The sequence below is a fragment of the Desulfonema magnum genome, assembly GCF_017377395.1.
GTDB classification, from domain to species: Bacteria; Desulfobacterota; Desulfobacteria; order Desulfobacterales; family 4be13; genus Desulfonema_C; species Desulfonema_C magnum.
In genome coordinates this window covers 7925870-7946880 of the sequence record NZ_CP061800.1, presented here as the reverse complement: position 1 = coordinate 7946880, position 21011 = coordinate 7925870, and the positions used below count along the sequence as shown (strand labels likewise).

The following is a 21011-nucleotide window of genomic DNA, read 5'->3' as shown; positions in this document are numbered from 1 at the left end:
CCTCACCGGGTTCTTGTTTTTTTTATTTTTCGGAGCGACACTTGCCGAACCTTCGGCCTGGCCTCCGGATGGCCAAGTTATCAGATGCCCTGTCATACGAGATACTTGTATCTCATCGGTAGGCGAAGAAAAGTTCGGAAACAACGGAGGCGCAAACAAACTCAAACTAAAAGGCCAGCAGGAGTATATCCTGCTGGATATTGATTTGAATCCTCTGAAGGGCAAAATCATAACCGGAGCGATGCTTCACATCTGTTCAGCCTCTCCTCGGAAAGCCCTGCTTGCCCGTGTGGGCGTTTCCGCTCTGGCATCTGAATGGACAGAAGGCACCTCAGTCGGATATCAGTCTCAGACAGGAACCTCGTGCTATGATCAGGCCGAGCATAAAAAGCGAAACTGGGCTTATCCGGGCAGCACCCTTATGGATGTGGTGTTCGGGCGAGGCCATACGCTCTGGAAATTTGCTGATTGCACCCCCCCGGATCAGAATGGCTGGCAGACATTCGCCATAGATGCGGATGTGATTGCTGCCCGGGCGGCCGGACTCAGTCACGGATTTTGCCTTTATGATGAAGTGGGGAACATCTGGTCTCTCAGAAAAGGACAGTTCAAGTTTACCTATTTTCCGAACCGCTTCTGTCACAGCAAGGAAAAGGGAAGCAACGCACCCTGGCTGGAAGTCTGGTTCCAAGGTACGGATTCTGTTCCCCCTGAGCCAGTTAAATCTGCAAAAGTCGAAACCGAGGGATTTCCGGCCGGAGAAGCCCTGGTCCGATGGAAGACCCCTCATGATAAAGGTGGCGGCAAATCCCTTGGTTTTCATGTCAGTTATAAAAAAGGAAATACAAAAAAATCTTTGCCGCGTTATCTGATTCCCATGGCAGGGAAATCAGGAGAGGAAGTCCGAATGCACATACAGGATATCCCCTTCAACCCCGGAGAGAAAATTTCTCTGACCATCAGACCCGTTGATAACGCCGGCAATATAGGTAATCCTTTTACAAAAAAAATCCAATTATCTTCCGGTTCAAATTTCAAATTTCAAGTTTCAAGTTTCAAGTTTCCTCGGTCTGAAGAACTTCCCACAGTAGGCGGTGTCAAAGTTGCTGTTGTGGATTTGCTGGATAAAATTGATCCCAAGACCGGGAAAATGATACCGGCTCAAAAAAAAGGTTATAAAGGCGGAAACCATCTCTTTTCCGCAAAGGAGAAGCGCATCCGATTATATGCGGCACGGAATGAAACCGTGGCGTTTCAGCTCAGTCTGGAGGGAAATGCCGAAGATATCTCAGTTCGTTACGCGTTTGATCAGTATCCGACCCTCAGACCCAAACTTTATCAGTTCGCCTATGTAAATGTACTCAGCAAACAAGGAAAAACAATCTCCGTACTTCCGGATCCGCTTGTTCCTTTGAAACTGGAAACTGGAAACTGGAAACTGGAAACTGGAAACTCGAATCCCCAGTTTCAAGTTTCAAGTTTCAAGTCTCAACTATGCGAGCTTTATGTGCCGCATGAAGCATCCCCGGGGAGGAAACTGGGAAAAGTGATTATTTCAGCGGGTCAGGAACGCCTTGAACTGGATGTTGATCTTACGGTTTGGAACTTCACCTTGCCCAATAAACTTTCTTTTGTCCCGGAGATGAATGCTTACGGAACGGTTTCCCCTTACAAGGGATATGAATACTATCGCCTTGCCCATGAACATTGCACCTGCGTCAATCGTCTTCCTTACGCATGGAACGGGGTTCCGTCTTTCGCTCCTGAGTGGAAAGGCAATGATTTTGACTGGTCAGAATGGGATCAGAAAGTCGGGCCCCTGTTGGACGGCTCTGCTTTTGAAGATTTACCGAGGACGAATGAGCCAGTTGATGTATTTTATCTGCCGTTCAGTGAGAACTGGCCTGTAAGTGTTTTCAATCATTACAGCTCTTCTTACTGGGCCGATGAGGCGTTCACATCTCAGTACGAAGAAGAACTGAAGCAGTCATTCGCGGCATTTGCAAAACACTGTGATGAAAAAAAATGGCATGATACCATTTTTCAGTTTTATCTCAATAACAAAGTTTATTATCGGAGCGGTTTTGGTAAAAGCTCGGCCCCCTGGATTTTTGACGAACCAATAAACACCCAGGATTTCTGGGCGCTTCGATGGTACGGAATATTATGGCGTCTGGCAGTTGATCCGGTTCGGGGAAATGCTAAAATGTGGTATCGCGGTGATATCTCTTACAGCCAGTTTGGCCGTAATATGCTTTGGGGAGTTACGGATGCAGAGTATATAGGGACCAATAATGCTCAGAAAACCAGAATGAAACATGATGAACAAATATTATGGGGGAACGCGTGTTTCGCGGAATATGGAACTGCAAATAAAATTGAAGAACCGAACACTCAGCCCGTCCTATGGTGTCTCTCCGCCTGGGCAAAAGGAGCCACCGGCGTGCTTCCCTGGCAGACCATCGGCAATAAGCATTGCTGGAAGATCGCGGATCAGAATGCGTTGTTTTATCCTCATGCCCGGGGCCCGAAACCCTCTGTTCGTTTAAAGGCATTCACCCGCGGACAGCAGGATGCGGAATATCTTACGCTGTTATGTGATGTTTACGGAATCCCCCGGTTTGCTGTTGTGAAATGGCTGAAAAATATAATCAGATTGGAAGGCAGGGTCAGCAAAACTTCTGACAGTGACGCGGGCACGCTTACTTATGACAGCGGGAGTCCCGCGGAATTATGGAAACTGAGGTATTCTGTGGGAAAGATGCTTTCAGACAGGGGGCCGGAATACAAACGGAATATGGCAAAACAAAAAACCTCCCGGTACATAAAGAAATGGCCTGATGTCGGTTATGTTCCCGTGTCACCGAAAGTTGAACCATACAAACCGGATTGCGACAGTTTCAAACCCTGACAGCACTGTTGAAAATCCGTCACAACGAAACAGAATGTCATTCCTGTAAACTCAAAAATCGGTACTGCTGATATATGGATTTCTGTTTCCACAGGAATGACAACATATTTATAAAGTTCTCATTCTCTGTCGCAGCAAATCGTTGGTTCTGCCTGCTTGTAGAAAGTCATATCCCAATCCCATGATCCTTCGTCGTGGCGAAGAATGTAAATGGAGTTATCATCGCCCAGAATTTTAAAATAGCGACAGCCCGGTGTAAGCCAGCAATCAAGAACTTCTCTGACTTCAATTTGTCTTTTTCCCAGCCAAATACATCGAGGTGTTTCTTCTCCACAATATCCCGCGTGGCATTCTACCCGCATATTCATTGGTTCCCCCCAACTGATGAAGGAAGCCTCAAAGCTGCGCTTTGACGCTCCGATTATTTTACTGAAGCAAAGGAAAAGTGTCCATCCGTTTCCGTATCAGAAATCATGTCATTGCTCTTTGAACGTCCTTAGCCAACTGGCCGTCTCTTCTCCATACATGGCATGTGTCAAGAAGATATTGTTCCAGCAGATCAGAAGAAAAACCAGTCATAGGTTTTCGGGCAAGATAAACCCACTGGCCTTGTATCGCGGCCGGACACATTGTCAGCAGGAGCGTGCTTAAATGTACGCAGCCCTTGGTTCCGCCAAATGTTTTTTTTATTCTTGACGTAAACCCCGGAGCAATTTTTAACCCCTTAATTTTATCAAGACTCCTGGTTATTTCATGGCATTCTTCACGAGGCGTATTCGGCATTTCCGCTTCAATATCCTTTATGGTGAGCGATGAAATGTCGAATATCAGCCGGATCACCATCTGATGAACAATATCCGGCGGATGTTTTTCTCCTGAAATACTGTGCCACGTTACCAAACGATTATCCAACAGTTTTCCTTCAACAACGATCGTTTCATCGTCGCAAATGTAACTGGATATTTCAATGTTTCTGGTATGAAGTTTTTCTCCTTTGCGTTGTTCAATCAAACCCATTTCATTCTCCTTATTATATTCAACTATTCAGGAAATCACCTGTCTTTGTAACGACTAAATCGGAAAGCAGGGGACATGATTCAGAAAAAGTCTTCAGAATAATCCCCGGGAATCGCCGGACAGGGCAGCCTGTCTGGTCAGGTTTTGCATATACACAGATTCCGGAATTCCGGATTATCCCATCTCTCTGAGTAGCTATCTTTCTTTCTGATGATTCCTTGATAATATTTATGATAATTTTAATATTTATGCAACAATCAAGATGATTGAATGGGTTTATTTAATAATCACATATAAAAACAAGAAGATACCTCTTATAAAAATGAAAGAAAAATAGAGTTGTGTAAAATAAAATTTTTGTTTATAATTTAATTTATTCTCAGAATTAAAAGCATTGTTTAAAAAAACTAATAAGTCAGGTGGTTCTCCGATGAAAGATAAACAGCTTCGAAAAATTCAAATGGTCTCCTGCGATCTCAATGGCACGCTTGTTCACCAGCATACCATGATGGATATGATACGGGTTTATTTCCCCCACAGACCTGAACAGTATGAAAGAGCAAAGGATATTTTCGCAAAACAGACATCCGGCCTGTTAAGCATGAAGCAGGCTTTTGATACGGCCGGTCCGCTGACAAAGGGGCTGACGTTGCGAAATGCCATTGAATATGCCCGTTCAGAAATGCGTTTTATAAAAGGGTTTGAAGAATTTATCTTGACACTTTATAAAAATGGAAAATATTTTGTTATTAACTCCACTGGATACTCGGTGACAGCGGAGGTTATAAAATCCCTTTTCGGACCGGAAAAAATTTATGGTGTCATTTGCAACCGGCTTATTTTCGCATGGGAAGGAAATCCGTCAAAAACAATTGGTGAAAACGATCTGTCTGATCTTGTGAGAGACTATTTTGTCAACAGGGCAGATAAAGCACTTTATGACAAAATCCATGCCACCGGAAAAGTGGAACTCGGCATCCGGAATGAAGAAGACAAGGCCATGTTCGTTTTTGAGCTTGCCGATAAAATGAACATTCCGAGGACAGGTGTCGCTCACATCGGTGACACCATGGGGGATAGTGGCGGGATATGCGAAGTCGCCAGAAACGGGGGGCTGGGAATAGCCTTTAATTATAATGAGGCATTGAAAAATCACCTGGAAAATGTTCTTAAAAATGAAAAAATTCCGGGAACGATTATTTTAGCGGAACCAAAAGGTGATCGCTCAGACCTCAGGCGTGTTTTGAATATCTTATTCCCGGACTCACTTTAACACTCACAAAAATTTTCCATAGGGAATACGTGATGTCATGAACTTATATCATAATGATTTTAGTGATGCTTTGGTTGAAGAGGTTCTCACGGACGCTGCCTGCACTTTTTTCGGCGCACGGAAGCAGATGGAAGAGATGATAGCCTTGTTCGGGTCTTTTGTGGAATCGCTTCGGGAGAATGAGGCAAAAGTGGCTGACCGGGCAGGGTTTCTGAATTATCTGCTTCTGGGCGGCCACGCGGCCCGTGATTTTTACAAATTTCTCAGAGTTGATTCTCCGGATATTTTGCTGGAAAGTCAGTTTTCAGGTGCCCCCCTTCCGACAGAGATTCCTTTTGCGTTTACAAAAAGAGGAGAATTTACCAAGCTTGTATTGGGGGCATATAATGATCTGCAAAAGGTTTGTGATGAATATGTCAATGGAAAGGCTGACGAGACTTGTTGTGAGAAAAATATCGGGAAGATCAGTGTCTATTATAATCTGATCGTGAGCATGTGCGATTTCATCAATGAAAAGGTACGCAGTATGAATTGTGACATGTCTCCTTCTTCTGTTCTTCAGTTTGCTAAAAAATTTGATCCCGGAGCTGAGAAAAAAGCGTGTATCACAGGGGGAATGTGCTTTGGCGGAGACGAATGCGGCATTAATCAGCGTCTCGCGTTCCAGCCTGTTGATCTTGATTCATTGGATTTGAAAACATATCCTGAACTTCCGAAACAGGATAAAGTGGCTTCGGAAATCACGCTGTTTTGCAAAACGCTTTACTCCTGTAGCAAGGATGAGATAAAAAAACGGATTTTCGATCTGAAAGAAAAAATTCGGATGAGTCCCAAAGCGTAATATCCCCATAGCCGGCTTTGAACTGGCTTTTGCTTTCAGCCCTGATATTGATATCAGGGCTTATTTTTGTGACAGCTGGGCGTTTCCCGAATTTTTCCAGATGCAGTGAAGCAGAAAACCCTTGCCAAACGAAACTCTGATGGTAATTATAGGTACTCGGACATAAATTTTACTGATTATAACAGATTTAGAGGAGGCTGGCAAAGCCCCGCGGCCGCCATATTTGTAGCAAATCATATTGCAAATATGCCGCCCTTACAGGGTGAGGCGGGGTAATTCTGATGACTTAACAGCAGGCGAATTTCTCCGGACTGCGAAAAATGCTTTTCCGCAATTGCAAAAATAAAATTTTTGCACTCCGGATCCGCCCGGAACTTCTTAATGCTGACTTAACAGCAGGCGAATTTCTCCGGACTGCGAAAAATGCTTTTCCGCAATTGCAAAAATAAAATTTTTGCACTCCGGATCCGCCCGGAACTTCTTAATGCTGACTTAACAGCAGGCGAATTTCTCCGGACTGCGAAAAATGCTTTTCCGCAATTGCAAAAATAAAATTTTTGCACTCCGGATCCGCCCGGAACTTCTTAATGCTGACTTAACAGCAGGCGAATTTCTCCGGACTGCGAAAAATGCTTTTCCGCAATTGCAAAAATAAAATTTTTGCACTCCGGATCCGCCCGGAACTTCTTAATGCTGACTTAACAGCAGGCGAATTTCTCCGGACTGCGAAAAATGCTTTTCCGCAATTGCAAAAATAAAATTTTTGCACTCCGGATCCGCCCGGAACTTCTTAATGCTGACTTAACAGCAGGCGAATTTCTCCGGACTGCGAAAAATGCTTTTCCGCAATTGCAAAAATAAAATTTTTGCACTCCGGATCCGCCCGGAACTTCTTAATGCTACAAATATGTCGCCCTTACAGGGCCTGGTCGGCCCTCCCCTATATCCATTATAATCAGAAATTTTACTATACTCAGTAGATCGAAAAGTTTCCGGACTGTATGCGGTGCGGCAAAGAAACCCGGCTTTTTTCCCCGGACAGAAGGCTCCCTCCGCCGGAAAAAGCCGGGTTTCTTCCCCGTTTGCCGTGTCTGTCCCGCGACAGCCCGAAAACTTTTCGATCTACTGATACTTCTTTCAGCATGAGCTTGTCGGATAAGAAACTAAGTTTTTTCAAAAAACTTAGTTTTTCCATTTTCGACGGGTGAAGACCTTCGAGACTTTGGAAACCTATCGGGTCTGATGTTCGAACTTGCCCGTCAAAACGTATTTGGTAATATAGCAGAGGGATTCGGAAATATGCTGACGCTGTCAGAGGCTTTTACAAAGCAAATTACTTGTTTTTTTAACATTTTTTCATTAATTTTGAGGATGTTGATCTTGAAGGTACTCGGTATTGAAACTTCGTGCGATGAAACGGCCGCGGCAGTCGTTGCTGACGGTACAAAAATTTTATCATCTGTGGTCTCCTCCCAGATTGAGGTACATCGCCCTTATGGCGGCGTTGTGCCTGAACTCGCCTCCAGGAAGCACCTTGAAGCGATAGTTCCGGTGGTTGATGAAGCCATCAGCAGGTCCGGCGTTGCTTTGAAACAAATTGACGCTATTGCCGTGACCCGGGGACCCGGACTTATTGGCGCGTTGCTTATCGGCTTTTCCTTTGCCAAAGCATATGCGTTCGCCCTTGATCTTCCGTTGACCGGTGTAAACCATCTTGCGGGTCATATTCATTCGGTATTTCTGGAACCGGATCCGCCTCCTTTTCCGTTTGTGGCGCTTTTGGCATCCGGCGGGCATACCAATGTTTATCATGTGATCTCTCATACAGAGCTTGAACTCATGGGACAGACCCGTGATGACGCGGCCGGAGAAGCTTTTGACAAGGTGGCCAAAATGCTTGGCCTCGGATACCCGGGAGGAGGCGTTATTGACAGGCTTTCGAAAGAAGGGGACCCGGATAAAATTATTTTTCCCAGGGCATATCTGGACAAATCCGGTTTTGATTTCAGTTTCAGCGGTCTGAAAACGTCGGTAAATCGTTACATTCAGACGCATGAAGATGAATATCAGAACCAAATACCGGATATCGTTGCAGGATTCCGAGAGGCGGTTGTTGATGTTCTTTCATACAAAATTATCAACGCTGCAATAAAAAAAGGATGCCGACATATTGCCATTGTGGGCGGTGTCGCCGCGAATAAACGACTCAGGGAAAAAGTCAGGCAGGATGCCGAAGAAAAAAAAATTAAGGTTCATATTCCTTGTTTTCATTTGTGCGGAGACAACGCGGCAATGATTGCGGCTGCCGGATACCACTATTTGACAAACGGAGGGGTATCAGATATGAATACAGATGTGTATTCCAGGGTATTATAGTTAGTTATTTTTCCTGTCTGCGAAAAAAACAACGGATTTATAAGAAAGAATATTGGTTTCAAATAAAAAAATTGGAGATGTAAAAAAAATGAATGAAGATGCGAATATAAGGCCGGAATCTGACGCCATACTTTTATCAAAATCAGAACTGGCAAAGAAGAATGAAAGTGCTATTGTTCAACCCCATGCTCCGGAGTATGACAGAACAGTTTTACCAACATCAGCACTGTCACAGGAAAATGACAGGGATATTGTTCAAAGCCATAATTCGGAGCATGAGACAAGACCTTTACCAATATCAGAATTGTCACAGGAGAATAACAGCGATATCGTTCAATGCCATGATTCATCGCCTGACATCGCACCTTTACCGACATCAGCACTGTCAAAGGAGAACGACAGGGGCATTGTTCAAACCCATGATTCATCGCCTGACATTGAACCTTTACAAGCATCGGACCGGACGGAAGAGGAAGACAGCGGCATGGCTCGGACCCATGATTCGCAGCATGACATGGCATCTTTACAAGCAGCGGACCGGACAGAAGAGGAAGACACCGGCATGGCTCGGACCCATGATTCGCAGCATGACATGACATCTTTACAAGCAGCGGACCGGACAGAAGACGAAGACACCGGCATGGCTCGGACCCATGATTCGCAGCATGACATGGCATCTTTACAAGCAGCGGACCGGACAGAAGACGAAGACACCGGCATGGCTCGGACCCATGATTCGCAGCATGACATGGCATCTTTACAAGCATCGGACCGGACGGAAGAGGAAGACACCGGCATGGCTCGGACCCATGATTCGCAGCATGACATGGCATCTTTACAAGCATCGGACCGGACAGAAGACGAAGACACCGGCATGGCTCAGGCCCATGATTCTCAGCATGACATGGCATCTTTGCAAGCATCGGAGCAGACAGAAGAGGAAGACATCGGCATGGCCCAGACCCATGATTCGCAGCATGACATGGCATCTTTGCAAGCATCGGAGCAGACAGAAGAGGAAGACACCGGCATGGCTCGGACCCATGATTCGCAGCATGACATGGCATCTTTACAAGCATCGGACCGGACGGAAGAGGAAGACACCGGCATGGCTCGGACCCATGATTCGCAGCATGACATGGCATCTTTACAAGCATCGGAGCAGACGGAAGAGGAAGACATCGGCATGGCTCGGACCCGTGATTCGCAACATGACATGGCATCTTTGCAAGCATCGGACCGGACAGAAGAGGAAGACACCGGCATGGCTCGGACCCGTGATTCGCAACATGACATGGCATCTTTGCAAGCATCGGACCGGACAGAAGAGGAAGACACCGGCATGGCTCGGACCCGTGATTCGCAACATGACATGGCATCTTTGCAAGCATCGGACCGGACAGAAGAGGAAGACACCGGCATGGCTCGGACCCGTGATTCGCAACATGACATGGCATCTTTGCAAGCATCGGACCGGACAGAAGAGGAAGACACCGGCATGGCTCGGACCCGTGATTCTCAGCATGACATCGCACCTTTACGAGAATCCGAGCAGGTCATTGTTCAGGACCATGATTCTGAGGATGAAACCGAATCTTTGTCAGAATTAGGAGGAGAGCAAAAAGAGGAAAATCGCATGATTCAGAATAGCGATGTGTTGCCTGAAGAACTAAAGGAAACAAAAAATCTGAGTCTTTATGAGATGTATCCTCACCATTTTGACAACCGCCTGTCAGAGACCCAACGACCCAAGATGGTTACGCCGGAACAATGGCAAAAACATCTGGATGAACTGAAATGCGTCTTATGCGGGAGTCCGGGAGGGAAATGTGATTGTAAAATAGAAGAGGATATAATGACCTTAATGAGTTATCAGAAAATAACTTGGGCATCATAACTAAAAAGTGGGAGCTGACTAACTTACCTGTAAGACAGGCTATATTCATGAATTGGCGGAGGAGTGGTGAATTTTTATTTCACCACTCCCTGATGCCTCATAGCGCATCCGACCTCCGGTTTGACTGCCATTATGTTAAAAAACGGCCTGACATAAAAGAAAACGCTGACTCCTCTGAAATGACATTCTGTGCGATAAAAAAATTCCTCAGCTTAATGACAGTCAGCAGATCGAAAAATTTTCGGACCAGGTGCGCAAGAACAAAGAAACCCGGCTTTTTTTCCCGGACGAAGTGTCTTCCCTGCCGGAAAAAGCCGGGTTTCTCCCCTGCCCGTTGTGTCCGCGCCGTGACAGTTCGAAAACTTTTCGGTCTGCTGACAGTGACGCTTTGGATTGGGGAGAAGGAACCCCGATTTCTAATCCGAATGAATAATGAGTGAGACTCGAAAAATTTTCGGACCAGGTGCGCAAGAACAAAGAAACCCGGCTTTTTTTCCCGGACGAAGTGTCTTCCCTGCCGGAAAAAGCCGGGTTTCTCCCCTGCCCGTTGTGTCCGCTCCGCAACAGTTCGAAAACTTTTCGGTCTGCTGACAGTGACGCTTTGGATTGGGGAGAAGGAACCCCGATTTCTAATCCGAATGAATAATGAGTGAGACTCGAAAAATTTTCGGACCAGGTGCGCAAGAACAAAGAAACCCGGCTTTTTTTCCCGGACGAAGTGTCTTCCCTGCCGGAAAAAGCCGGGTTTCTCCCCTGCCCGTTGTGTCCGCTCCGCAACAGCTCGAAAACTTTTCGGTCTGCTGACAGTGACGCTTTGGATTGGGGAGAAGGAACCCGAGTTCTAATCCGAATGAATAATAAGCGAAATTCCCAAGCTGGTATCTGTTTTGTTCAGCGTTGAAGGAACGGGTTCGTTATCATATTTTATTTCATAACTAGCTTTTAGGGAGAGATTGTCGCTCAATGCAGATGTCAACGCCGTTACCGAATGTCCATCATAATTATCACTGCTTTCAAAATCATAGCGGAATTCCAGGGACTGGGAAAACTTTTGTTTTTCTGTGAAAGCATATTCATATTCTGTAAAAGCACGGGCCAAAGGGAAATCAGCTTCTGTGTCATCCGTGTATTCTTCTTTTACATAATCTATACTTGCCTCACTTTTCAGAAACTGTTTCGGGCCGCTGAAAAATTTATAACCCACACTGGGAGACCCTAACTGATAGCGGTGCTTAATACCTGCGAACTCGTCCTTTAACCAGCCCGCGGTAATCGCAGAGTAAAACCGTTTTGAAAACAAATAATCTGCCCGCAGCTTGGTTGAATAATTTTCAGCGTTTTTTTCACTGTCACTTTCACCGTACAACCCGCTGAGTTTCCAGCTCCCCTCAAGCTTTTCATTAAACTTGTACTTCCAAATCGTATTGGCAGACAAATTCACAACATCAGTGTTTCCCCCTGTATCGGAGAAGGAAAGCTCTGTTTCATTGGTCCATTTTCGGATATCATTGCTATCCTGAACCGTTGGCTGGCCTATGAAATTATAAGCGAGGAGAATCGGTTCCCTGGGCCTGTAATCCTTAACAACCAACCGGCTTAAATATATTTTATTATGATGAGTCCTGTCCGCTTTCCGGCCAGAATGAACAGAGTGGCAATTAAAAGCGATGACCATAAAAACAACAAATACACGGATAAATAATTTTATTCCCTTCATTCTTCCTCTCCTTGTCAATTCTCAATTCTCAATTCTCAATTCTCAATTACTAATTCTCAATTCTCAATTAATCACAGAATATATGCGATCCATAAACCCGTTGTCAAAACGATTAAAGGATGAATAATTTTTCCTGCAAGCATGATCCGGACTGTCTTGTCCCTGTTTCCTTTTTGCAGCATCAGTGTTGATACTGATATTAAAAGGGACAGCATTATCAACGCATATCCCATAAAAAAAACATATTCAATGATCATAATATATTCTACAGGCAAGTCTGATAGAAATTTTAAATGGCAGAAAGTGTTTGCAATAAACGCAAACATGACGCCCAGCACGCGGAGGATATGCTGGTCAGAGGGGATAAAGTAAATTAAATATAAACCTAATAGCCCTATGAAAATAGGTAAAATTCTTTTAAAAACAGTAGTAAAATCGTTTCTTTTAATGCGAATTTCAGCATTGAACCGGGAATAATTAATGGGCCTCGGAGAATTAAAACGATCCGGAATACCGAGCGTGGAAACATTACTGATGATATCCTTATAAAGTGATATCTCATCTATACTCCACTTCATATCCCCGAACCTTGTTTTTTCGTTATTTTTTTTGTCCGAAAACTCAGGTGGTTTTAAAAGATCATGAATAAAAATCAGGCTGCTGTTTTCTCGAAAGGCATGGCGAAAGCATATCCGTAACACCTGATGATCAAAAGGGAAATTATGAAAATCAAAATCGCTTCTGAAATCCGCTTTTATATGGTATAGTTGAATGCTGAACTCTCCTTCGCTCTTCTCCGTCATTGGCTGATCCAGTTTAAGCGGCTTCAGAGCATTTATAAATTCGATATCAGAAGCTTTGAATTTTCCCTGAAAACGGAACCAGAGGTAAAAATCTGCGGTGTAATGAGCGTTTTTTATATCCACCCCGCTGACTTCGTTAATATGAATACCTGTATAAACAACCTGAGTTTCTTTCAGCATTTTTCCGTTAATCAGTATGATATTACCGTTCAGTACCATCCTGATGGTATCAGCAGTGCCTTTGGCACCGGATATAATATCATATTGTGAAAATGCCGGAATAAACTTTTGTTTTTTATAGACTCCCACGGCCAAAGGATTGTTCACATCACCGTTTTTATCAAAATAAATATGGCCGGTTATGCCGTCAACAGCTTTTTCAAGATTGTACATGCCTGCCAAAGCTGCTCTGATTTTTCTTCGGGCATCTTCTATATCTTCCTTATCCTGAATATCGGCTCTTTTAATGGCCTCAGCAACAGTCTGCACGGCATCATAATAGAAAGCAGCTATCCAGGACGGCTCTTCATTATACAGTTCAAAAAATTCCTCTCTGAAATCATAGGCGTTTTTACCGGCAATATCAACAAGGAACGAAGATATGGCATAAATACCGTCTGTATAATATCCCGGTGTCTCCTGCTCCAAAGGATATTCATTAAATCCGTTGTAAAATGACGGCTCTGTAAGTGTGTCAACACCTATTAAAGAATAATTTATACCTGATTTTTTTAATGATGAGATGAGTTTCACACCGTCATAGCTCCCGCCCACAAAAAGGAGTATTCCCGGGTCGTTTACTGACTTTAATTCTTCCGTGATTTTCTTCATCTCGTCATCCAATTTTTTTCTATCCGGATCAAATCCCCATTTTTTTTTTATTTCAAGTCCCAAATCAACTGCAAAATTTTCAAAATGTCCTAAAAAATCAAGACCAAAACTGTCTTTAATAAATATAACACTCACCGAATTTTTCTTTAAGCCTTTATTAATATAATTTGCGATAAAATTTCCCTGAAAAACATTATTCGGCACTGTTCTGAAGTACCAGTCATTCTCCGTGGTAAGGGATCTGGCCGTGGCTGACCCGGTGATGGCAGGCACTCGCCCTTTTTTATAAATTTTTCCTACGGCAATAGAAATCTCGCTGAAATAATGTCCCAGTACAATCAGAATATCATCACTCCTTGAAATTTCGAGAGCTGTTTTTTTGGCCGTTTTTATCTCATTTTTATCATCAAAAATACGCAATTTTATTTTTCTGCCATTAATCCCGCCTGCCTTATTTATTTTGTTAAGATACAAGTTAATCCCTTTGAGCATTTCTTTTCCCTTTGCCATATAATGCCCGCTCATAGGCCCTGCCACGGCAATATGAAGCGGCGTTTCTTTGACAAGAATGGTCTGACGCACCAGGAGAAAAGTACCCAGGCTGATAAAAATGATCGTCAGATGTATGAATATCGCTTTTTTCATGTTATATATACCATCCATACAACAGCGATGAACATACTTGAAAAATAAATAATTTTTCCTGAACGAATAATATATGTTATTTTTTTTCTGTCTCCTTTTTTATATAGCATGAATATTGAAATTGTGATTAAAACAGATAATATGATCAATGCATATATGGTGAAACAAGCATACTCAATGGCAGTAAAGTATCCTATTGCGGATATGTCTGATAACAGCTTTGTATGATGTAGGACAGTTGTTATGAGTCCTCCGATGAGGATCACAATACGAATTTTATGACATCCGGACGGTATAAAGTAAATGCAGTATAAAGTTAATCCCACTAAAATAATTGGTAAAAATTTTCTTAAAACAAAGCTGAACCCTTTTCTCTTAATCCGAATTTCAGCGTTGAACCGAGAGTAGCTGGTAGTCGTCCGATAATTCAGAACATCCGGAATATCAGGGTCGGAAGCACGACTTAAAATGTCCTGATAAAGTGAGATGTCATCCACAGTCCAGCCGGTTGTGGCATGCAGTATTTGTTTTCCCGCATTTTTTTTATCGTGAAAGCCGGACAGTCCCAGGACATCAGGAACAAAAATCAGCTTGCTTTTTTTTCGAAAGAGATGGTGGAAATGAATGCGTAAAATCTGTTTTCCGAACGGATAGGCATGAAAATCAAAATCACTCTTAAAATCAGCTTTTACATGGTATGCCCGAACCGTAATGTCCCTGTCACGCGTTTCTGTAATGGGATGGTCCAATTTAATTTCATTTGCCGCATTTGTAAATTCAATGTTTGAATCATCAAATTCCCCTTTAAAGCGGAACCAAAGGTAAAAATCCAAAGTGTAACTTGAACGGCTGATGTTCAGATTGCTGATTTCATTAATATCAATACCAGCATAAACGATCTGGGTCATGTTCTTGTTTTTTTCGTGAGCCAGCATTTTTTCATCAGTCGGAGCATTTTCGATAAAGACATCTGTTTCTGCTGGTTCGGGAATGATCGGGGGATATTGCGAATAGGCCGGGAAAAACGCTCTGTTCTGATAGACACCGACATATATCTGTCCGTTGATATCGCCGTTTTTATCAAAACAGATATATCCGGTTACACCCTGAATGCCATTTTCGATGCTGTTCATACTGATCAGTATATCCCTGATCTCTTTCCGGTCTTTTCGTATATCGTTCCGGCCTTTAATTTCGGATAATTTAATGGCTTCAACGGCAACATGGACAGCATCATAATAACAGCTTGCCAGGACCGAAGGCTCTTCTTTGTATCTTGCTACAAATGCTTTCCTGAACTGATGGGCTTCTTTGTTTGCAAGATCAAAAATAAACGCGGATGTCCCATAAATACCGTCTGTATAGTATCCGGGCCTTACCTGCTCCTGGGGATAATTCGCGAACCTGCTGATAAATGATTTGTCAGCAAATATTTCAGGGCCTATGATGTGATAATTCGTTCCGGGATGTTTTAATGACGTGATGATCTTGACACTTTCATAGGCATGAGCCGCAATAAAAATCATACCGGGTTGTTTTACTGATCTCAGCACAGTGACAGCCTTCTTTATTTCTTTCTCCAGCTTATTCCTGTCCGAATCAATGCTCCATTTTTTCTTAATTTCAAGCCCGCACTTGTTCGCTTCTCTCTCAAAATATCCTACAAGTTCGGAATTGCGGCTGTCGTTTGTAAATAAAATACTGGCTGATGTTTTTTTCAAAACTGTACAGATATAATTTGCAATAAACTTTCCCTGGAATGCATCATTCGATATCATTCTGAAATACCAGTCATTTTTAAAGGTCACCTGTCCGGCAGTTGCAGAGGCGGTGATGGCAGGCACTCCGAATCTTTTATAAATTTTTCCTGCGACAACAGAAGCAGATGAAGTAAAGTGCCCAAGTACAAGCAGAATATCTTTGCTCATGGCAATTTCAGAGGCAATATCCCCTGAATTTTCGCTCTTTCCGTTATCATCAAAGATACGCAATTTCACTTTCCTGCCGCCAATTCCTCCTTTTTTATTTATCTGATCAAGATACAACTGAACGCCTTTGAGAATCTCTTTTCCTTCCGGTTTATCCGGACCGCTCAGAGGGGCTGCCAAAGCGATATAAACAGGGGCTTTTTCAAGAGAAGTTATTTCCGGCAGTAAAAAATAGACACCCAGCCCGATTAAACTGAGTGTTGAATATATGAATATCGCTTTTTTCATAGTCATGTGAGTACCCGGACATATATTTTTCCCATATTCTTACCCGGGCGTGGAAACATTTCGGACGAGGTTGCAAACCCCGTCCCGCAAAAACAATGAACATTTCGGACGGGGTTGCAAACCCCGTCCCGCAAACCGCAAAAAAACCGTCAGACAAAAGATATCAGCAAGTTTGAAATATGCCCTCGGAAAACCCTATTGTTCAAAATACCAATCCCGAATATGCTGGCCGCCCAGTGCCATATTGTACCACCCTTTTATCCTGGGTTTGACCAGGTATTTTCCAATATCAAAAAAAATCGGAGTAACCACGCAGTCTTCCTCACACATAATTTGTTCTGCACGCATATAAAGCTTTTTTCTTTCCAAGAGGCTTTGTTCTTTTTCTGCCAGTCGGACTGTTTTGACAAACTCCGAATTTCCCCAAGCCATTTTGTCAAAAGAAAAATAATGAGGAAGACTGTCGAACCAGTTGCTCGCGTCAGGATAATCGCCAGACCATCCGATTCGGAACATATGCAGTTCAGAGGGGTTTGACAATGATTCAAGATAATCAGACCAGTTTCTTTCATCAAGTTTGAGAGTTATGTTCAGATAATATTTCAAAAATATCTGAATCGCCCGGGCAATCTCTCTGTGGGTTTCAGAATCATTATATGTCAGCATGATTTCGGGCAAGCCTTTTCCATCAGGATATCCGGCTTCTGCCAACCATTTCTTTGCCTGAGCCGGATTAAAATTTATGCCCACGCCGTCTTCGGGATCAACAGAGCCGAAAGCTGGCGGCGTTACATATGTTTTTGCAGCCCTCTCTCCCCCTTTTGTTATAAACGCAATAATAAGCTTACGATTAATAGCTGCTGCAATGGCTTTCCGAACAAGAACGTTATCCAGCGGGGGATTGGTACTAAACGCGTAAGCATATGTGGAAAACATCGGCTGTTGGGAATACTCTGCGGATAATACCGGGTCTGCCAATATATTCGGGAGTTCGGCCATCGGAAGCCGCAGATAACTGTCTCCAATAATATCGAGCTGGTTATTTTTATACATTGCCAGTCCCACGGAACTTTCCGGTATCACATAGTAGCATATCTTGGGAATACGGACATTTTTCGCATCGTAGTAATCCTGATTCTTTTGCAGGGCCATTGCCATGCCTTTTTCCCACGCAATCAGCTTGTAGGAACCGTTGGTCTGAATATTTTTAGGTTCTGTCCATTTGTCTTTGTATTTTTCAATGGTATTCCGAGGCAAAGGACGGTAAATCCACAGGCTGACCAGAGCAGGAAAATAGGCAACAGGATGTTCAAGTCTGAACCATAATGTAAAATCATCAATCGCGTTGACCCCGATTTTTGAAATATCTTTGAGTTTTCCCTTATGTATTGCTCTGGCGTTTTTCAGCGCATACAGCGCATGGGCAAAAGGAGCTTCGGTTTTCGGATCAATATTGCGCCGGATTGCCCAGACAACATCGTGGGCGGTCACAGGTTCGCCGTTTGTCCAGGTGACATCCTCTCGCAATTTAAACAAATAAAACTTCCCGTTCTGACTGGCTTTCCACTCTGTGGCAAATTCCGGAACAGGCTCATAGGTTTTGGGGTCAAAATCGGTCAGTGCCAGGAACAGTTGTTCGGTTAACTCAATAGAGGTCACATCCGAAGTCAGCCCCGGATCAATGGTCGGAATAATTCCCTCAACTGGCAGCCTTAACGTAACTTCTTCCAGTATTTCAAACGGATTCTCCTGTTTTCTTAAATCACGTTCTAAAAATCGAAACTCTCCTCGGTCAACCATTTTGAAAAAAACAGACTTGTCAATAATGTTTCCGTCAGAAGTAAAAGAATAAGACCCGGTGACCCCTTCCCAGTTTTCAAGAAACCGCAGGATGGTGCTGAGTGTAATCGGAACAGTGGAATCACCTGACTTAATGGCAAAGGCCAGAAGCCGGACAGCATCATAGCCCTGGGCAGCCCATCTGTCGGGAGTAATACCTGTTTTGGATTTAAATTTTTTCACAAATTCCCGGGTAAGTGTTCGGGAACGTTTGGGATCAAAAACAGTCGGAAGGATTGTGTTCTGAGCTGATTTTCCGGCAATATTTAAAAGCTGCGGTGAGTCAAGACTGTTTCCTCCGATGATGGGAACTGTCACTCCCATTTTCCGCATCTGTTTTACAAAATGGGCACCAGAAGGGATCTCGCCTCCCAGAAAAACAGCGTCAAACTTGGTCTCCTTGACAAGTTCCGCAATAAGAAGCCTGAAATCCTTTTCCCAGGATCCGGAATAGGAGATTTCTGCAGCAATTTTGATCCCCATGTCATCAGCATGTTTATAAAAAACTTCTGCCAGTCTTCTGCCAGTAGAATCCCTGTCATAAATTACGGCTATTTGCTTATATCCGCTACGATGTGCGAATTTGGCAAGTTCGCGCCCTGTTACGATGTCCGAAGGTATGTTTCTGAAAACAAATTTGTTGTCTGATCGTATTAAATCCGGATTCGTTGTTCCCGGGGAAATAAAAACAAGGCCGGACTTCTCATATGTAATGGATACCGGAATCGCAACATCAGAGAAACAATGTCCCACAACCGCGATAATATTCGTGTTTTTCCCTAATTCCCTTGCAATTTTTTGCCCTTCCTCAACAGACCCCTCATCATCACGATAGATGGCCCGTATTTTTCTCCCAAGAATACCGCCCTCTCCATTCAGTTCCTCTATTGCAAAATTGATCCCTTCAACAAAAAGGGGGATACCGGGCGAGCTGTCAACAATTCCGATAACAATATCTCCTTTTGAATTAGCAGCTTTCTGTGCCCTTCGTTCTGCTATTGTAGGCGGTTTGCAGGAAGCAATAAAAAAAATGGCGACCATTAGGATAAGGAAATTTTTTATGTTCGGCGTCTGATCTGAGTGGCTGAGTGTCAGAATATTCAATGCTTTCAAAATAAATATTATGGAAAATTTATCCGGACGTTGTATCTGGCGTATTTACGATTTGGGGAAGAGATATCCCGGGGATCACTGAAATAAAATTTCAGGGCTTCTCCCTCAGTTCATGAATACAGGCAGTCGTATCCTGAATCATCTCTTATTTATCTGTATTTAATATGATCGGCAAACCTTCGGGTCCGTTGCCGACAATCACAACTTTGGCATTATCTGATTTGGAAATGCTCTCAGTGGCCTGAATTCCTTTCCATTTTAATATCTCCCCTTCAGGAAGGGCCGAAGCGATGATTTTAAGCTGATCCCGTATGCCCTCACCTTCAATACGTTTTCTGTCTGCTTCTTTTTTTTCTCTCTCAACAATAAATTTATGAGCTTCGACAAGGTGTTTTTGTTCTATTTTATATTGTATTGCTTTTGCAACAGTGTTCGGCAAATCAATTCTTTTAATAAGCACATCGTCAACATTAATGTACCGTTGGGCAACCTGCTCAATTGCCTGGTTAATGGCCTCGATAATAACAGCTCTCCCAGTGGTATATATCTCTTCCGCTCCCATTGTTCCGATAATTTCACGCAAAACAGCTTCGATTTCCGGAATGATGACTGTATTTACATAATCCGGTCCGACTTTCTGATGAAGCACTCCCAGTAATTTGTATTTCGGTGCGTAACGAATAGATATCAGCAAATGAATCCTCAGCCCCGTGTTGGTCAGAACATCAAATTCAGGTGCAATTTCCTGAATTCTGACGTTATAGATATACATCTTATCCCACGGATAAATCGTATGTAAGCCCTCAGGATACACATAATCAATCTCTGTTCCGTGAAAACGGCTCCAATGTACGCCTCCCTCGCCAGGCATAATGCTATAAAAGGTTCTTTTACTCAGATACGAAATTATGATCAGAACCATAAGAAAAAAGATCAAAAGCGGAATCGCTCCGGCTTTTAACTTAGTTATAATTTTTTTATAAAATTTCAAGTTGTCGCCTCTTTTCCCTTTTTCCAAAGAACAGAGCCAGTTTCATCTGCCGGACAGCGGATATCTTATGACTCGATGATCAGGTTTTTTCTGTCATTCCTGCTTTATCAGGAATAACGGGCTGTTTGTTAAAGCGGAGTCAAAAAATTTGATCATCAGGTATCAGCAGATGTATTATTTTAACGGGATGACTATCCTCATTTTGTTGTCCCTTACACTCGATCATCAGGTTTTCAGATCCGATCCGGCAGAACAGTCTGTCATTCCTGCTTTCGCAGACTTCGGCAGGCTCAGTTGGTCATCGGACGGAATGACAAAGAAAACTTGATTATCGAGTTACACATTTTATTCTGGTACTCCTGTACAAGCAGTGATGGATGAGATTCAATGTCCTGATAAATCAGGGGACTGAACGGGATTCATCACTACCTTTTCAGGACTACTTTTATTTTAATATCAATAGGATAAATTTAAAAAAAAATTATAAACGGTGTATGAGTTATCATAATAACCAGCTATAATCAATGCTTAATATTCTCAG

Annotated in this window: 12 protein-coding genes; 5 read left to right on the top strand and 7 right to left on the bottom strand. The window is 43.3% G+C overall.

What is annotated here, in order from left to right:
- Window positions 1-13: 13 nt before the first annotated feature.
- Window positions 14-2911: a glycoside hydrolase domain-containing protein gene (locus tag dnm_RS30370; RefSeq protein WP_207680607.1), complete on the top strand. Its 2898-nt coding sequence runs from the start codon at window positions 14-16 to the stop codon at window positions 2909-2911.
- Between the two features lie 119 nt (window positions 2912-3030).
- Here dnm_RS30370 and dnm_RS30365 read toward each other — a convergent pair whose 3' ends face one another.
- Window positions 3031-3279: a hypothetical protein gene (locus dnm_RS30365; protein WP_207680606.1), complete on the bottom strand. Its 249-nt coding sequence runs from the start codon at window positions 3277-3279 to the stop codon at window positions 3031-3033.
- 103 nt (window positions 3280-3382) lie between these two features.
- Window positions 3383-3928, bottom strand: a complete 546-nt coding sequence (locus dnm_RS30360) for a DUF2889 domain-containing protein (protein WP_207680605.1) — start codon at window positions 3926-3928, stop codon at window positions 3383-3385.
- Between the two features lie 430 nt (window positions 3929-4358).
- Here dnm_RS30360 and dnm_RS30355 point away from each other — a divergent pair, with 430 nt between their 5' ends.
- The 4 genes from dnm_RS30355 (at window position 4359) to dnm_RS30340 (ending at window position 10315) form a co-directional block, all read left to right on the top strand.
- Complete coding sequence (locus dnm_RS30355) at window positions 4359-5201, top strand: HAD family hydrolase (protein ID WP_207680604.1); 843 nt, start codon at window positions 4359-4361, stop codon at window positions 5199-5201.
- Between the two features lie 37 nt (window positions 5202-5238).
- Complete coding sequence (locus dnm_RS30350) at window positions 5239-6042, top strand: hypothetical protein (protein ID WP_207680603.1); 804 nt, start codon at window positions 5239-5241, stop codon at window positions 6040-6042.
- 1371 nt (window positions 6043-7413) lie between these two features.
- Window positions 7414-8418 (top strand): tRNA (adenosine(37)-N6)-threonylcarbamoyltransferase complex transferase subunit TsaD, encoded by a 1005-nt coding sequence (gene tsaD, locus dnm_RS30345; RefSeq protein WP_337833593.1) that lies wholly within the window; start codon window positions 7414-7416, stop codon window positions 8416-8418.
- 88 nt (window positions 8419-8506) lie between these two features.
- Window positions 8507-10315 (top strand): midas domain-containing protein, encoded by a 1809-nt coding sequence (locus dnm_RS30340; RefSeq protein ID WP_207680601.1) that lies wholly within the window; start codon window positions 8507-8509, stop codon window positions 10313-10315.
- A gap of 841 nt (window positions 10316-11156) precedes the next feature.
- On the opposite strand, the gene dnm_RS30335 is transcribed toward dnm_RS30340, so the two are convergent.
- The 5 genes from dnm_RS30335 to dnm_RS30315 form a co-directional block, all read right to left on the bottom strand.
- Complete coding sequence (locus dnm_RS30335; protein WP_207680600.1) at window positions 11157-12032, bottom strand: DUF481 domain-containing protein; 876 nt, start codon at window positions 12030-12032, stop codon at window positions 11157-11159.
- Window positions 12033-12103: 71 nt separating this feature from the next.
- Window positions 12104-14311, bottom strand: a complete 2208-nt coding sequence (locus dnm_RS30330) for an ABC transporter substrate-binding protein (protein ID WP_207680599.1) — start codon at window positions 14309-14311, stop codon at window positions 12104-12106.
- Window positions 14308-16533: an ABC transporter substrate-binding protein gene (locus tag dnm_RS30325; RefSeq protein ID WP_207680598.1), complete on the bottom strand. Its 2226-nt coding sequence runs from the start codon at window positions 16531-16533 to the stop codon at window positions 14308-14310. The genes dnm_RS30330 and dnm_RS30325 overlap by 4 nt, the downstream gene beginning before the upstream one ends.
- 189 nt (window positions 16534-16722) lie before the next feature.
- Window positions 16723-19479, bottom strand: a complete 2757-nt coding sequence (locus dnm_RS30320) for an ABC transporter substrate-binding protein (protein ID WP_207680597.1) — start codon at window positions 19477-19479, stop codon at window positions 16723-16725.
- Window positions 19480-19624: 145 nt separating this feature from the next.
- Window positions 19625-20470, bottom strand: coding sequence for a prohibitin family protein (locus dnm_RS30315; RefSeq protein WP_207680596.1), 846 nt, complete (start codon window positions 20468-20470; stop codon window positions 19625-19627).
- Between the last annotated feature and the right edge of the window lie 541 nt (window positions 20471-21011).

Coding starts and splice junctions, on each gene's coding strand:
- dnm_RS30365 (WP_207680606.1), bottom strand. CDS start 3,279: ATGAATATGCGGGTAGAATGCCACGCGGGATATTGTGGAGAAGAAACA.
- dnm_RS30360 (WP_207680605.1), bottom strand. CDS start 3,928: ATGGGTTTGATTGAACAACGCAAAGGAGAAAAACTTCATACCAGAAAC.
- dnm_RS30355 (WP_207680604.1), top strand. CDS start 4,359: ATGAAAGATAAACAGCTTCGAAAAATTCAAATGGTCTCCTGCGATCTC.
- dnm_RS30350 (WP_207680603.1), top strand. CDS start 5,239: ATGAACTTATATCATAATGATTTTAGTGATGCTTTGGTTGAAGAGGTT.
- tsaD (WP_337833593.1), top strand. CDS start 7,414: ATGTTGATCTTGAAGGTACTCGGTATTGAAACTTCGTGCGATGAAACG.
- dnm_RS30340 (WP_207680601.1), top strand. CDS start 8,507: ATGAATGAAGATGCGAATATAAGGCCGGAATCTGACGCCATACTTTTA.
- dnm_RS30335 (WP_207680600.1), bottom strand. CDS start 12,032: ATGAAGGGAATAAAATTATTTATCCGTGTATTTGTTGTTTTTATGGTC.
- dnm_RS30330 (WP_207680599.1), bottom strand. CDS start 14,311: ATGAAAAAAGCGATATTCATACATCTGACGATCATTTTTATCAGCCTG.
- dnm_RS30325 (WP_207680598.1), bottom strand. CDS start 16,533: ATGACTATGAAAAAAGCGATATTCATATATTCAACACTCAGTTTAATC.